This is a genomic window from Agrobacterium genomosp. 13 str. CFBP 6927, from assembly GCA_900012615.1.
Classification (GTDB): domain Bacteria; phylum Pseudomonadota; class Alphaproteobacteria; order Rhizobiales; family Rhizobiaceae; genus Agrobacterium.
In genome coordinates this window covers 69873-83688 of sequence record LT009757.1, presented here as the reverse complement: position 1 = coordinate 83688, position 13816 = coordinate 69873, and the positions used below count along the sequence as shown (strand labels likewise).

General features: G+C 58.3%; 18 protein-coding genes. 4 read left to right on the top strand and 14 right to left on the bottom strand.

Annotated elements, in window-relative coordinates:
- Positions 1-189: 189 nt before the first annotated feature.
- The 14 genes from AGR13A_RS14760 to AGR13A_RS14705 form a co-directional block, all read right to left on the bottom strand.
- The gene (locus tag AGR13A_RS14760; protein WP_003499825.1) at positions 190-498 is read right to left on the bottom strand and encodes a hypothetical protein; all 309 of its coding nucleotides are present in this window, start codon (positions 496-498) and stop codon (positions 190-192) included.
- A gap of 12 nt (positions 499-510) precedes the next feature.
- Complete coding sequence (locus tag AGR13A_RS14755; RefSeq protein WP_080723249.1) at positions 511-753, bottom strand: hypothetical protein; 243 nt, start codon at positions 751-753, stop codon at positions 511-513.
- A 625-nt stretch (positions 754-1378) separates the two neighbouring features.
- Entirely contained in the window at positions 1379-1516 is a 138-nt protein-coding gene (locus AGR13A_RS24960; protein ID WP_003499822.1) for a hypothetical protein, read from the bottom strand.
- An 87-nt stretch (positions 1517-1603) separates the two neighbouring features.
- Positions 1604-1882, bottom strand: a complete 279-nt coding sequence (locus tag AGR13A_RS14750) for a hypothetical protein (RefSeq protein ID WP_080837014.1) — start codon at positions 1880-1882, stop codon at positions 1604-1606.
- A 147-nt stretch (positions 1883-2029) separates the two neighbouring features.
- On the bottom strand, positions 2030-2245 hold the full coding sequence (locus AGR13A_RS14745; protein ID WP_003499818.1) for a hypothetical protein: 216 nt from the start codon (positions 2243-2245) through the stop codon (positions 2030-2032).
- 35 nt (positions 2246-2280) lie between these two features.
- The gene (gene rpsU / locus AGR13A_RS14740) at positions 2281-2517 is read right to left on the bottom strand and encodes a 30S ribosomal protein S21 (protein WP_035225615.1); all 237 of its coding nucleotides are present in this window, start codon (positions 2515-2517) and stop codon (positions 2281-2283) included.
- Between the two features lie 27 nt (positions 2518-2544).
- A complete protein-coding gene (locus AGR13A_RS14735; RefSeq protein ID WP_080837012.1) occupies positions 2545-2832 on the bottom strand; it encodes a cold-shock protein in 288 nt (95 codons plus the stop codon).
- A 109-nt stretch (positions 2833-2941) separates the two neighbouring features.
- Positions 2942-3151, bottom strand: a complete 210-nt coding sequence (locus AGR13A_RS14730; RefSeq protein ID WP_003499811.1) for a cold-shock protein — start codon at positions 3149-3151, stop codon at positions 2942-2944.
- Positions 3152-3417: 266 nt separating this feature from the next.
- Positions 3418-3588, bottom strand: coding sequence for a hypothetical protein (locus AGR13A_RS24955; protein WP_167377552.1), 171 nt, complete (start codon positions 3586-3588; stop codon positions 3418-3420).
- 335 nt (positions 3589-3923) lie between these two features.
- Positions 3924-5159, bottom strand: a complete 1236-nt coding sequence (locus tag AGR13A_RS14725) for a Gfo/Idh/MocA family protein (RefSeq protein WP_080837010.1) — start codon at positions 5157-5159, stop codon at positions 3924-3926.
- Between the two features lie 19 nt (positions 5160-5178).
- Positions 5179-6000 (bottom strand): sugar phosphate isomerase/epimerase family protein, encoded by an 822-nt coding sequence (locus tag AGR13A_RS14720; RefSeq protein ID WP_080837008.1) that lies wholly within the window; start codon positions 5998-6000, stop codon positions 5179-5181.
- 27 nt (positions 6001-6027) lie between these two features.
- The gene (locus tag AGR13A_RS14715) at positions 6028-7191 is read right to left on the bottom strand and encodes a dihydrodipicolinate synthase family protein (protein WP_080837005.1); all 1164 of its coding nucleotides are present in this window, start codon (positions 7189-7191) and stop codon (positions 6028-6030) included.
- A gap of 10 nt (positions 7192-7201) precedes the next feature.
- Positions 7202-8344, bottom strand: coding sequence for a Gfo/Idh/MocA family protein (locus tag AGR13A_RS14710; RefSeq protein ID WP_167377551.1), 1143 nt, complete (start codon positions 8342-8344; stop codon positions 7202-7204).
- Between the two features lie 245 nt (positions 8345-8589).
- Entirely contained in the window at positions 8590-9288 is a 699-nt protein-coding gene (locus AGR13A_RS14705; RefSeq protein WP_080837003.1) for a TetR/AcrR family transcriptional regulator, read from the bottom strand.
- A 118-nt stretch (positions 9289-9406) separates the two neighbouring features.
- Between AGR13A_RS14705 and AGR13A_RS14700 the strand changes: the two genes are divergently transcribed.
- The 4 genes from AGR13A_RS14700 (at position 9407) to AGR13A_RS14685 (ending at position 13686) form a co-directional block, all read left to right on the top strand.
- Positions 9407-10696, top strand: a complete 1290-nt coding sequence (locus tag AGR13A_RS14700) for an ABC transporter substrate-binding protein (protein ID WP_080837001.1) — start codon at positions 9407-9409, stop codon at positions 10694-10696.
- Between the two features lie 6 nt (positions 10697-10702).
- Positions 10703-11656: a carbohydrate ABC transporter permease gene (locus AGR13A_RS14695; RefSeq protein WP_035225591.1), complete on the top strand. Its 954-nt coding sequence runs from the start codon at positions 10703-10705 to the stop codon at positions 11654-11656.
- Complete coding sequence (locus tag AGR13A_RS14690) at positions 11649-12524, top strand: carbohydrate ABC transporter permease (protein ID WP_035225589.1); 876 nt, start codon at positions 11649-11651, stop codon at positions 12522-12524. The genes AGR13A_RS14695 and AGR13A_RS14690 overlap by 8 nt, the downstream gene beginning before the upstream one ends.
- 88 nt (positions 12525-12612) lie before the next feature.
- A complete protein-coding gene (locus tag AGR13A_RS14685) occupies positions 12613-13686 on the top strand; it encodes an ABC transporter ATP-binding protein (RefSeq protein WP_080836999.1) in 1074 nt (357 codons plus the stop codon).
- The last annotated feature ends 130 nt before the right edge of the window (positions 13687-13816 follow it).

Here is a 13816-nt window from a genome sequence, read left to right as displayed (position 1 = left end):
GCATACGGCGCATTCTGCGGCCGCTCCAGTCATACGTCATACTCACCCTCCACGCAGACGCAAACCCCCGGACATGATGTCCTGTCGATTTAGTGTCTCCTGATATATCCAATTTGCCAAGCCGTTATTTTCATCGGTGATTTTGATGGTTATTAAATCTGGTGGACTGGGTTAATTGTCGGCGGAGCCTCAGGGGAAAAGCCGAATGAGTTGATTATCTTTCAGTTTCAGTCGGCTGCCCTCGTCAGAGGAGATGCAGCTTTCAATGTTTCGGCGCAAATCTTCGGGAACAACAGGGCCTCCGGCCTTCAACAGCTTATCGCCCATCGAAAAGAGAATGCCGAACTGGGCTTCGCATTCTGATGACGTCATCAGCTGCGGCAGCGCCGAAACAACGTTCGGCGCAACAATTTTATCGGTATCGTACAGGGTGACGAGATACCATGTCAGGAACAGCCCAAGCCAAAGGCCGGTGCTGACCATGATGTATTCACGCATCTGTGGTCTCCCTTAATGCCGGTAAAGCAGTGGGAGGCCCTGGATTGCATAACGGGGGAGCGGTTTCCATGGTTTGATCCGGTCGTGCTTCTGGACGCCGAACAGGAAACGCATTTCTTTCGTCAGTTCCACAGGATCGGTCAGGCCGTCCTGATACAATTCGATTATCTTGCGGGCTGCCCTGTTGTGAAGTTTCTCGTCATTATCCTCGTCACGGCAATTAAAGCCGACATTTTCAAGGACCGATTGAAGCATTTTGAGATCCTGAGAAGAGATCAGGCAGCTATGGGATGCGGAAGACATTGAATCCTCCTTTCTTGTGAGATCAGAAAAGCCGGAGCGTCGCGCGTTCCTTTAAAAGGCTGCACGGGGACGCTCCAACATTTTGAAACGATGCCGGCACGGTTCGTGACCGAAGCCGGTTTTCGGGCCGATGCCTTCGGCGTGCCCTGATAAATTGCAAGGGCGGCCGGTCCATCGAAAGCATGTGTAAAACGGGCCTGGAAGCGGCAATCAGCCTCAAGACGGCAACGCCCTTTAAAATTGCCGCCAATAAAAGGTGCGCTCTTTGCACGGAATACGCAAGTTAATTCCGTCGCCAGCGGCTGTATTGAGCAGTTTTCGGTACGGCCTTTAAAGACAACAAAAAAGGCCGGGGCAATATTGCACCGACCTTCCTCATATCGCTCTTAACACCAGTGCCAGTACATCCGTGGTCAAAAGCCCAGAGCGACTAAAACAGCTGCGAACGACAATTTCATTTGCGCTCACCAGCAGCTGCTACATTCTTTATATAGAAGGGCAATGTGGCCAAAACAAGTCCGTATACCAGGAGATGTTTCGTCGCCGGCACCTGTCAGCGACCGGCTTCGACCTTGCCCTATTTCTTTTTGCCATCCGCTGTCGTGGCGTTTGCGAACTTAACCTGCGAGCCGGCTGGCGCTGCTGCTGCGGCCTTGGTCTTGTCCTTCTTCGGCTTGCGGATTTCCTTGTTGCTGCGTACTTGACCCTTGGCCATGGTGTCCTCCTCATATTGAACTGGTATTGGATGCGGTCCGTGCATTGATTGCTCGCCGCAGACCGATTGCGGCAAGCGGCTTTATCGTCACGGGGAAGGTGGTTCAGACAGTGGATTTTTCTCCACGGCCGGGTTGGTCAGGCGGATACGCCCTGCAGAGAGGAGGCTTCGCGCCATGCGGGTCTGACGGCTGAAATCTGGAAAGGCCGAAAAGCCTGTAGATTCTCCGTGATAGTAGTCCACGCGCTCAGCGGTTTCTTCGGCCTTGCCGAGGAGAAGAGGCAACGAGGCGTTTTCCCGGTAGCCCGCGCCACCGGTGCGGACGAGGTTGCGTGAGAGGCTTGATGAATAAAACTCGGAAGACATCTCATCCTTCTCTCGTTCGGGGCGAGGACACTCAGCCCTCAATCATCAGCGTCGTTCAGCGGATTGCTGACCACGAGAAGCCTGCGCCTGTTATGTATCAGGTTCAAGAAGTTTCTGCGGTCGGCCACGTCAAAAAACGCAGCCGGATCATTTTTTCGCGGAGGGCTTTTTCGGGCGTGCGGGCACAGGGGCGACGATGGTCGCTTCCTGTGCTTCGCGAAGCTGGCGAAGGCGTTCCGTCTTGCGGGCGCGCTGGGCGGACTCAGCATTGATAATCTGCTTTGCCGCGCTGTCCGTCAGCGATGCCTTGTCCTGCGCGGATAATTTGCCGGGTTTGAAAAAGGCTTCTTTTGTCGCAGCCATTGGCATTCTCCTTTGCGCAAGCGCTGTTTTGACGGTTAGCGGGCGCGGGCAACCTTCTTGGGGGAGGGAAGCAGTCCCTCGCGCTGCAATTTCTTCTTCGCCATCTTGCGGTGGCGGCGCACGGCTTCGGCTTCCTCACGAATGCGCTTTTCCGAAGGCTTTTCGTAGGATTCACGCGCGCGCATTTCGCGGAAGATACCTTCGCGCTGCATTCTCTTCTTCAGGACGCGAAGGGCCTGTTCAACATTGTTATCTCGGACGAGTACCTGCAAAATATCTCCTTAACGCAGCCACCGCTGCTATTTTCTGATCTTGATCGTATTGGTGTTGATCCAGCTCGATCCCGGCGCACGGGGTGCTGAATTCTCCACATCTCGGGCCCGCGATGACGAGGAAGCCGCATCAATTTCGTCGAGCGCTATATTCCGTTCGAAATTCTCGTGCTGGAAACGCACCCTGAACCGAATCAGGCCCTGTGTTTCCGGCAGAACCGCTATGATCCGGCCGGTGCCGCTTGGCTGGCTGGCGCCAAGGACGCCTGCCTTCAAAACGATCGCATCGCCAGAGCGGTATAGATTTTTGCGCATGAGGGCCTCCCATGGCCAAAAAACAAAAGGCCGGGCTTAACCCGACCTCTCACAATCACTCGAACCGGCAGCCAGTACATCCGTGGTCTGCGGGGTCAAATGACAAATATCAAGCTGCCTGAAGGTTATCGGCGGAGCTCTTGCCGGACTTGCGGTCCTGGACGATATCGTAGGTGATCTTCTGGCCGTCGTTCAGCGAACGCATGCCTGCGCGCTCAACAGCAGAGATGTGAACGAAAACGTCCGTGCCGCCGTTGTCAGGCTGAATGAAGCCGAAGCCCTTGGTGGCGTTGAACCACTTTACAGTACCAGTGTTCATAACGATTTCCTTTCGTAGCAATCGTTGTGGTTCCCGCGATACCTTGCGGGATTAGATCGATTATTTGAGAGGAAATCCGACGGGAACATAAGTGTCCCAGGAGCGACGTCACAAGCAATGGTCGATCTGGCGAATATAGGCTCAATTTTTGATTTTGCAATGGGCCCGTTGCAGGAAATGCCTAAGCCCACGACGATCCTCCACATAAACCATTGTTCCAGCGGTATTTTCACGGGTTTCCAGGTTCTCGCCGTCTCTGCCTTCCATCAGCCTGCGCCGGGAGAAATGTCCTTGGCGTTGTCCTCCGGCAGGCTACCCGCTCCCGGCGTCTTGTCATAATCAGTCAAGGACGGCTTGGCGTGCGGGCCAGCTGGCGGAATATCGTTTGCTTTCGACGGTCCCTTGTCCTTGGTTTTCAGCTTTTTCTGCTTCGTCATGGAGCGTTCTCCTTCAGCCGTGAAAACGCGCGAAAAGAGGACGAGGTTCCATGGTCGCGCCGGCTGCGGCGCGGTTCTCGCCGTCAGCGGCGGGAACGCGGTTTTTTCTCCTGCCTGTTCATGTCGCGGCCTACCCATTTGAAGAAAAGGATAAGGCTGGCGCCGATGATGATGAGCGGAACGAGTGATTGAAGACTGGACATGGTTAACTCTTTCTTCCCCCGGCCGTCACCTTAGCGGGAGGGAAGAAGCGCGTAATCTGTGGAATGTCGTCCGTTCTTTTTGGCAGTTGCGGCGCGCGGGCCAGAATCGGATGGGCCGCACGCCGCAAATCTCTAGAGGGGCAGGGATTTCACCGCCGCCGCGCCGCCTTCGCGGGCGCTTTTCAGCGCCGCGACACCCGTCAGGACCGACATGGCGCCGGCGCGTGAACCGGCCCGCTGCCGCAGACGGTCATTTGAGCCGGGTTTGAAGATCATGTCGCGCATGCGGTTATCGCCGCCATAATGGCCGCCCGGCTCATGCGGCACCCAGATATGCTCGACGCCGCCGCCGAAGCTTTTGACCAGCAGGATTTCATCGGCCGGCGGTTCCGTCCATGGTTGCTTTTCATATTGGCGCATCTCGATGCGGCCCTTATGGCCGTTGAAGGCGATGTGATGGCCCTCGATCGGCATATAGGTGTTGAGCGAATAGGATACCTGCACGCCGCTCGCATAACGGATCGAGGCGCTCATCGTATCAGGGATATCGATCTCCTCGCGGAAGACGCAGGCATCGCGCATATAACCATCAATGCTCGAAGGATCCTCGTAAAGCGCGTCGAGGAAAGGATCGGCGCCGAGATCCATGAAATAATCGCATTCATCCTTGTGCGGACAGGTGCGACAGCGCGTTCCCCGGAACGGACCGTTCTTGCCGTAATGCAGCAATTGTCCGAACCCCTTTACCTCGACGGGGTCGGAATCCAGATACCAGTTCAGAAGATCGAAATGGTGAGTGGCCTTGTGCACGAAGAGGCTGCCGGAATGTTCGGTGAAGGCGTGCCAGCGGCGAAAATAATCTGCGCCGTGGTGATTATCCAGATACCAGTGGAAGTCGACGGAGGTAACGGTGCCGATCGCGCCGTCGTCGATCAGCTCCTTGATGCGTGCCGCCGTCGGCGAAAAACGGTAATTGAAGGAAACATCGACGCGGCGGCCGCTTTTGGCTTCCGCCGCGCGAATGCGGTCGATCTTTTCCGGGGTGGTGGTCATCGGCTTTTCACTGATGACATCGGCGCCGCCTTCGAGCGCCCGGATGATGATGTCGTCATGGGTGTCATCAGGTGTACAGACGATTACCAGTTCCGGGCGTTGCTCCACCATCATCCGGCCGAAATCATCGTAAAGCGGCGCGCTCGATCCCATCATGGCGCGGGCGCGCTCGGCGCGCATCAGGTTCAGGTCGCAAATGCCGACCAGCTCGACATAATCGCTCCAGCCGGCCAGAAGTTCGCGGCCCCACATGGTGGTGCCGCGATTGCCGGTGCCGACCAGCGCATAGCGTTTGCGTTTCACCCTTTCAGGCATTGTCTCTCTCCCGGATATCTCAACAAACAGTCTTGAAACGCTCGACCACCGTGGACAGAACCTCGTCCATTGGCCGCGCCTGCCAGCGATGCGAAAAGATTTCCACTTCCTGCGGGCCGTGGAAGCCGGCGGCCTCGATCATGGCGCGAAATGCCTTCAGGTCAATCACGCCGTCACCCATCATGCCGCGATCATTGAGCGGATCGGTGGTCGGCACCAGCCAGTCGCAGATGTGGTGGGCGAGAATTTGCCCGTTCCTGCCGGCGCGCGCCACCTGTTCCTCCAGTTCCGGATCCCACCAGACATGGTAGACATCGATGGCGACGCCGGTTCCAGACCCCAGCCGGTCGCAGAGATCGAGCGATTGCTTCAGCGTGTTGAAGCAGGCGCGGTCGGCGGCATAAAAGGGATGCAGCGGCTCGATGGCGAGCGGTACGCCGGCGGCCCGCGCATAGGGAAGAAGTTCGGCCATGCCGTCTTCCACCATCTGCCGTGCGCCTTTCAGGTCACGCGAGCCGGCGGGCAGGCCGCCCACAACAAGCACGAGGCAGTCTGCCTTCATGGCGGCGGCCTCATCGACGGCGCGTTTATTGTCTTCTATGGCCCGGCGGCGGCCTTCCGCATCGGGTGCGGGGAAAAAGCCGCCACGGCAATGACCGCTGAGGCGCAGGCCGTTCTGCTCGACGATGCGGGCGGCTTCCGTAAGACCAACGCCATGGACCTGCTCGCGCCAGGGCGAGATGGCGGTGATGCCGTGGGCAAGGCAGGCATCGACGATGGCGCCGAAATCGCCGCCTTGCCGCACGGTGGCGAAATTGATGGAAAGGCCTTCAAGGCTCATATCGATATCTCCCCTAGTTCTGCTGCCTCAGCCAATGCCCCGGACCGAAAGAAACGCCTTCATGCGGTGCGTTGCGAGATCCGGTTCGGCGAGCACATTGGCCTTGTCCGCCAGCCGGAAAAGCTCGGCGAAATGCTGCGTGGAGCGGGTACTTTCCTGCCCGCCGACCATGGTGAAATGGTCCTGCAACCCGTTCAAATAGGCGAGGAACACCACGCCGGTCTTGTAGAAGCGGGTCGGCGCCTTGAAGATATGGCGTGACAGCGCCACCGTCGGCTCGAGAATGTCGAAAAACTCATTGTCCGCCCCACGCTTCAGGCTGGCGAGCGCTTTCGAAGCCGCCGGCGCTATGGCGTCGAAAATGCCGAGCAGCGCATCCGAATGACCCTTTTCGTCACCGGCGATCAGTTCGGCGTAGTTGAAATCGTCGCCGGTATACATGCGCACGCCAGCGGGAAGGCGACGGCGCATGACGATTTCCTTTTCCTTGGAGAGAAGAGAAATCTTGATGCCGCCGATCTTGTCTGCATTCTCCTCGATCATGGCAAGGCAGGTTTCCATGGCCTGCATGTGGTCACCGGAACCCCAGTAACCCTCAAGCGCGGGATCGAACATCTCACCCAGCCAGTGGATCACCACTTTCTGGTCGGCATGGGAGAGAACCCGCGCATATGCCTTGAGATAATCATCCGGGGAACGCGCCGCCGCAGCCAGTGCACGGCTCGCCATCAGGATCACGTGTCCGCCTTCTCCCTGAACAAAATCAAGCTGTTCGAGATAAGAGTCGACAATATGGTTCAGGTCATGATTGCCGCCATTCAGATGGTCGGTTCCGACGCCGCAGGCGATCAGCGCATCCTTGCGGCTGGCCGCTTCCTTCAGCGAACGGGAAATCAGTTCCTGCGCCTGCGGCCAAGCGAGCCCCATGCCGCGCTGTGCCGTATCCATGGCTTCGGCGACACCGAGGCCAAGGTCCCACAGGCGGTGACGGAAACGCAGCGTCGCGTCCCAGTCGATGGCGGGCGTCAGCCACGGGTCATTATCGGCAAGGGGATCGGCCACCACGTGGGCGGCAGCGAAGGCGACGCGGTTGAAATCCTCCGCACTGCGTTTCTCAACCGCGACCGGCGTGCCTGATAGTCTGTAGACTTCAATGCTGCGGTCGTCCTTCGGAAGCTTGAGTTCGCTCACGTCAGCCTCCTTACGAAATAGCGGGAACGTCGAGCCAGCGGCGTTCCTTCCACGATCTCAGCCCCAGTTCGGCCAGCTGCACGCCCTTTACGCCTTCGATCAGCCCGTAGGGCCACGGGTCATTGTCTACCAGATGGCGGACGAACATTTCCCACTGCGCCTTGAAGCCATTGTCATAGACGACATTGTCCGGCACTTCCTGCCAGGTCCTGTAGAAATCGATGGTCTGCGGCTGGTCGGGGTTCCATACCGGCTTCGGTGTGTTGGTGCGGTGCTGGGTAAAGCATTTTGTCAGGCCCGCCACCGCCGAACCATGCGTGCCGTCCACCTGGAAGGTCACGAGGTCGTCGCGGCGCACACGCACTGCCCAGGAAGAGTTGATATGGGCGATAGCACCGCCTTCCAACTCGAAAGTGGCATAGGCGGCATCGTCAGCATCCGCCTTATAGGCTTTGCCCTGCTCATCGAAACGTTCCGGAATATGGGTCGCGCCGAGGCAGCTGACAGATTTCACCGGTCCGAACAGGTTGTCGAGCACATAACGCCAGTGGCACAGCATATCGAGAATGATGCCGCCGCCATCTTTCAGACGGTAGTTCCATGAGGGGCGCTGCGCCGGCTGCCAGTCGCCCTCGAAAACCCAATAGCCGAATTCGCCACGCACCGAGAGGATTTTGCCGAAGAAGCCGCTGTCGCGCAGCATCGCCAGCTTGCGAAGGCCGGGAAGGAAAAGCTTGTCCTGCACCACGCCGTGCTTGATGCTGGCGCTTTCGGCCAGCCGCGCAATCGCCAGCGCCTCTTCCATCGTGTCGGAAATCGGCTTTTCGCAATAAACGTTCTTGCCGGCCTTGATGGCTTTCTCCAGCAGGCTGCCGCGCATCTGCGTCGTGCCGGCATCGAAGAACAACGTATCATCAGGGTTTGCCAATGCGGCGTCGATGTCGGTCGTCCAGCGCGCGACATTGTGCTTTCTGGCGATTTCCTCGATTTTCGCGCCGTTGCGGCCGACCAGAATGGGGTCGAGCATGACCCTTTCGCCGTTTTTCAACAGCACGCCGCCCTGATCGCGAATGGCGAGAACGGAGCGTACGAGATGCTGGTTGTAACCCATGCGGCCGGTGATGCCGTGCATGATGACGCCGATACGTTTCATGAATTTCCTCCCAAGGCGGCCTCTTCCCGAAAGCCGCTTCCGTCAAACATGGCAATTTGTAACCATTTGGTTATTTGTGGTCGCGAAGGATGCGATCTGTCAAGGTGTTTTTGACAGGAAAAATTCACGTCGTGACGACGGTTGCGTTTTTGTGTTTCCACCGCGCCGCAAAAGAAAACGACGCGCTTCGCGGGTGCGAATGGCGCGTCGTCGCTGTTGTTAAAGAGGAATTCGGTTTGGCCGGCTCAGACCGGCCGCACTGCAGCAAGCAGGGTATCGACGATATGCTGGCCCCAGCGCTCCAATTCAGCGGGGTCGGTCAGGTCGCGCTGGAAGATCGTCGACAGCGTGAACCGGTTCGAAAGATAAAAAGCACCGAGCGAAGCAATGGTCAGATAGACGTCGATCGGATCGAGACCGTCGCGGAATTCACCGGCGTCGCTACCGCGCCGCAGCACGTCCTCAAGCTCCGAAATGAAGTTCGAATGCATCGCCGTAATCGTCGGGGATTGCCTGAGATATCGGGCTTTATTGAGGTTTTCCGTGGCCAGAATGCTGAGGAATTCGGGATGGTCGAGGAAGTAGTGCCAGGTGAAAAGCGCAAGCTCGCGCAAGCCCTCCGAAGGGGCCTTTCGGGCCAGGTCAAGCCGTCTTTCGGTGTGGCGGATATGGCGATAGGCGTCTTCCAGAACGGCGAGATAAAGCGCATCCTTGTCGCCGAAATAATGGTAGATCATCCGCTTGTTGGTGCCGGCGCGCCGGGCGACGACATCGATTCGAGCCCCCGCCAGCCCCTTGGCGGCTACTTCGCGGCGGGCAGCTTCAAGGATGGCGGCGCGCGTTCTTTCCGGGTTTCGCACCTGTGTGGTGGCACGCTTGCGCTTGGGGGCAGGCGCTTTTTCCGGAGCCGGATCAGGCTGATGGTTTTTCGTCGTTTCTTCCATTTCATCACCCGCTTGACAATGTTGGCGATCAGTGTTCCCATGTAACCAATTAGTTATAAAACGGCAATAGTCGTTTACGCTCATCATCAATTTGGCAGTCAATAGGGAGGAGTTGCCAATGTCCGTGATGCTTCAGAGGAGAACTGTGCTTTCTGCGGGCCTTGCGGCCCTTTCACTTGCAACATTGGGGGGCGGTTCGGCGCAGGCTCAGGCTGCGCGGCTGCGTATGTTGTGGTGGGGGTCGCAGGAGCGTGCGGATCGTACCAACAAGGCCATATCGGCCTATAAGCAGGTCAAGCCCGATCTCGATATCGCCGGTGAATTCGCCGGCTGGAGCGATTACTGGCCGCGCCTTGCCACGCAGGTGGCGGGCCGCAATGCGCCTGACCTGATCCAGATGGATTATCGTTATATCTTCGAATATGGCCGTCGCGGTGCGCTGGCGCCGCTGGACGATTATATCGGCAAGGGCCTGAAGATCGAAGATTTCGGCAAGATGAACATCGATTCCGGCCGGGTCGACGGCAAGCTTTACGGCATCAATCTAGGGGTCAATTCCAGCGCTGTCTTCTTCGACAGGGCTGCCTGGGAAAAATCCGGTGCGACGCCGCCGTCGATCGGCCAGACCTGGGAGGAGTTTGCCGAAAACGCCGCCAAGCTCAGCAAGAACAAGCCGAAACCCGGTTATTACGCGACGGCCGATGCCAGCGGTGTAGAACCGAGTTTCGAAAACTGGCTGCGCCAGAACGGCAAATCGCTTTACACGCAGGATGGCGGCATTGGCTTCGATCCGACTGACGCGACCAAATGGTTCACCATGTGGGCGGATCTGCGCAAAAGCGGCGCCTGTGTGCCGGCCGATGTGCAGGCTCTGGACCAGCTCAATATCGAGACGAACCCGCTGACGACAGGCAAGGCGGCGACCGCCTTTGCCCATTCCAACCAGTTCGTGGGTTACCAGGCGCTCAACAAGTCAAAGCTGGCGATCAGCTCCTATCCGAAGAGCAAGAAGGATGGTCCTTCCGGCCATTACCTGAAACCTTCGATGCTGATCAGCGTCGCCAATGGCAGCGCTGGCATCGAGCAGGCGGTGGGCTTCATCAACTTCCTCGTCGCCGAACCGCAGGGTGTCGATATTCTCGGCGTGGAACGCGGCGTTCCGGCATCGGAAGCCATGCGTAACCAGCTGAGCGACAAGCTCGATGCGGTCAGCAAGGTAATGGTGGAATACATTGCCGAAATCACCCCAGGCGTCGGCGATCTGCCGCCGGCACCACCTCCGGGCGCGGGCGAATTCGCCTTCGTCCTCAAGCGCACGGCGGAAGAAGTCGGCTTCGGGAAGATCACTCCGGATGCGGGCGGTGATCGGCTCGTCAAGGAATCTGAAACCGTTATTAAACGGAAGTGATGGCGTATGGCCTTTCGATCTGAAACACTCGTTGAGGAGAGCCGTGGCGCGGCTCTCCCGAAGCGGGGCGGCGTGAAGCGGATTTTCGACCGCAACATTCACGCCTACCTGTTTCTCCTGCCCTGGCTGATTGGCTTTTTTGGCCTTACCCTCGGCCCGGCGCTGGCGTCGCTTTATCTGTCGTTCACCAATTACGACCTGTTGCAATCTCCTGACTGGGTGGGGGCGGCGAACTATGTGCGCATCGCCACCGACGACCCCAAATTTGCCGCCGCCATGCAGGTGACCTTCACCTATGTGCTGCTGTCGGTGCCGTTGAAGCTCATCTTCGCGCTTCTCGTCGCACTCGCCTTCAATCGCGGCATAAAGGCCCTGACGCTTTACCGGGCGATCTTCTATCTGCCGTCGCTGCTCGGCTCCAGCGTGGCGATCGCCGTTCTCTGGCGGCAGCTTTTCGCCTCGGACGGTCTCGTCAACATGATCCTGTGGCAGGCTTTCGGTTATGAAGGACCGAGCTGGATTTCCAATCCGGATTATTCGATCTACACGCTGGTCATCCTGTCCGTCTGGCAGTTCGGCTCGCCAATGATCATCTTCCTCGCAGGGCTGAGGCAAATCCCGCAGGACATGTATGAGGCGGCCGAAATCGACGGTGCGAGCAAGGTGCGGCAGTTCTTCCGCATTACCCTGCCGCTGTTGACGCCGGTGATCTTCTTCAATGCGGTGATCCAGACGATCGACGCCTTCAAGGCCTTCACGCCCGCCTTCATCATCTCCGAAGGCACCGGCGGGCCGATCAACTCGACGCTGTTCTATACGCTCTACCTCTATCAGGAAGCCTTCGGTTTCTTCCGCATGGGATATGCCTCGGCGCTTGCCTGGATATTGGTGATCATCATCTCGCTGTTTACGGCCTTCTCATTCCTCAGCGCGAAATACTGGGTGCATTACGATGACTGACGCTGTTACCGCTCCCCGGCCAGGACAAGGCCCGCAACGCACGCCGCTGAAATCGGTATTGCTGCACACGGCCCTGATCATCGCTTCCTTTGCGATGCTTTATCCGATCCTGTGGATGATCTCGGGTTCGTTCCGTCCACAGGACGAGCTGTTCGGCTCATCCTCGCTCATTCCTTCGTCGGTCGATTTCGGCGGCTATATCCGTGGCTGGTCCGGGCTGCAGGTGAGTTTCGGGCAGTTCTTCTGGAACTCGTTCTTCATCTCGGTGCTCGCTACCATAGGAAACGTGGTCGGCTGCTCGCTCGCCGCCTTCGCTTTTGCCCGGCTGCGTTTTGGCGGGCGCAATTTCTGGTTCGCGCTGATGCTCGGCACGCTCATGCTGCCCTATCACGTCGTGCTCATTCCGCAATATATCCTGTTTCTGGAAATGGGCTGGGTGAACACCTCGCTGCCGCTGATCGTGCCGAAATATCTGGCGACGGATGCCTTCTTCATCTTCCTGATGGTGCAGTTCTTCCGCGGCATTCCGCGCGAGCTGGATGAGGCGGCTGTCATGGATGGCTGCTCGCCCTTCCGCATCTACTGGAAGATCATGCTGCCTTTGTCGCTGCCGGTGCTGGCCACGGCCGCCATCTTTTCCTTCATCTGGACCTGGGACGATTTCTTCGGTCCGCTGATCTACCTGAACGACATCAACACCTACACCGTGCAGCTCGGCCTCAGATCCTTCGTGGATTCCACCGGCAGCTCGGACTGGACCTCGCTTTTCGCCATGTCCAACCTGTCGCTGGTGCCGGTCTTCCTGTTCTTCCTGTTCTTCCAGCGGCTGCTGATCGAAGGCATCGCCACCACCGGAATGAAACGCTGAACGGGACCCGGATCGAGAACGAATTATATCAGACTATCAACACTGTCGCGGCCGCCCCCTGCGCGGCGCGACAGTCGGGAGAAACAGCATGGCAAGCAGTATTACGCTCGAAAAAATCGTCAAGCGGTTCGGCGCTTTTCCGGTCGTTCACGGTATCGATCTCAAGATCGAACCGGGCGAGTTCACCGTTTTCGTCGGCCCCTCGGGCTGCGGAAAATCCACGCTTCTGCGCATGATTGCGGGCCTGGAGGAAATCTCCGAGGGCGATCTTCGCATCGATGGCGAAAGGGTCAACGAAACCGCCGCTTCCAAGCGCGGCATCGCCATGGTCTTCCAGTCCTATGCGCTCTATCCGCATATGAGTGTTTACAAGAACCTTGCCTTCGGGCTGGAAACGGCGGGTTACAAGAAGCCGGAAGTCGAGGCGCGGGTGCAGAAGGCCGCCGATATCCTGCAGATCGGCCCGCTGTTGCAGCGCAAGCCGAAGGCGCTTTCAGGCGGCCAGCGCCAGCGCGTCGCCATTGGACGCGCCATCGTACGCGAGCCGAAAATCTTCCTGTTCGATGAGCCGCTTTCCAACCTCGATGCGGAACTGCGCGTGCAGATGCGTGTCGAAATCGCCAAGCTGCACCAGACGCTCGGCAGCACCATGATCTATGTGACGCATGACCAGGTGGAGGCCATGACCATGGCCGACAAGATCGTGGTGTTGCGCGATGGCCGCATCATGCAGGTCGGCCGGCCGCTCGATCTCTATAACAATCCCGCCAACCAGTTCGTCGCCGGTTTCATCGGCTCGCCGAAGATGAACTTCCTCTCCGCCAAGGTGGCGTCAGGCGACAGCTCCAACCGCACCATCGAGGTGGCCGGCCAGCGCATCGTTCTGGAAAAGCCGGTGGCGGCGCAACAGGGCGAACCGCTCACCTTCGGCGTGCGCCCCGAACATGTGAACCCGCAGGCGCAATCCTCGCTTGGCGAAGCTTCGATTCAGCTCGTCGAACATCTCGGCGGTTCGACCGTGGTTTATACCAGCACACCCGACGGCCAGGCCGCCACCGTGCTTCTCGACGGCCAGCGCCAGATCCGTATCGGCGAGACCATTCCGTTTGCGTTCGATCTGGCGAAGACGCATCTGTTCGGGGCGGATGGGCGGCGGATATAGCTGACAGAAACGGGTGCGGGAGGAACAAACCCTCCCTCATTCCTGTGCTTGTCACAGGAATCCAGCTGACGCGCGTCTGCGCGGCGAGAAGAGTCTTTTCAGCCCAAGGACTTGGGCTGGCTGGATCCTT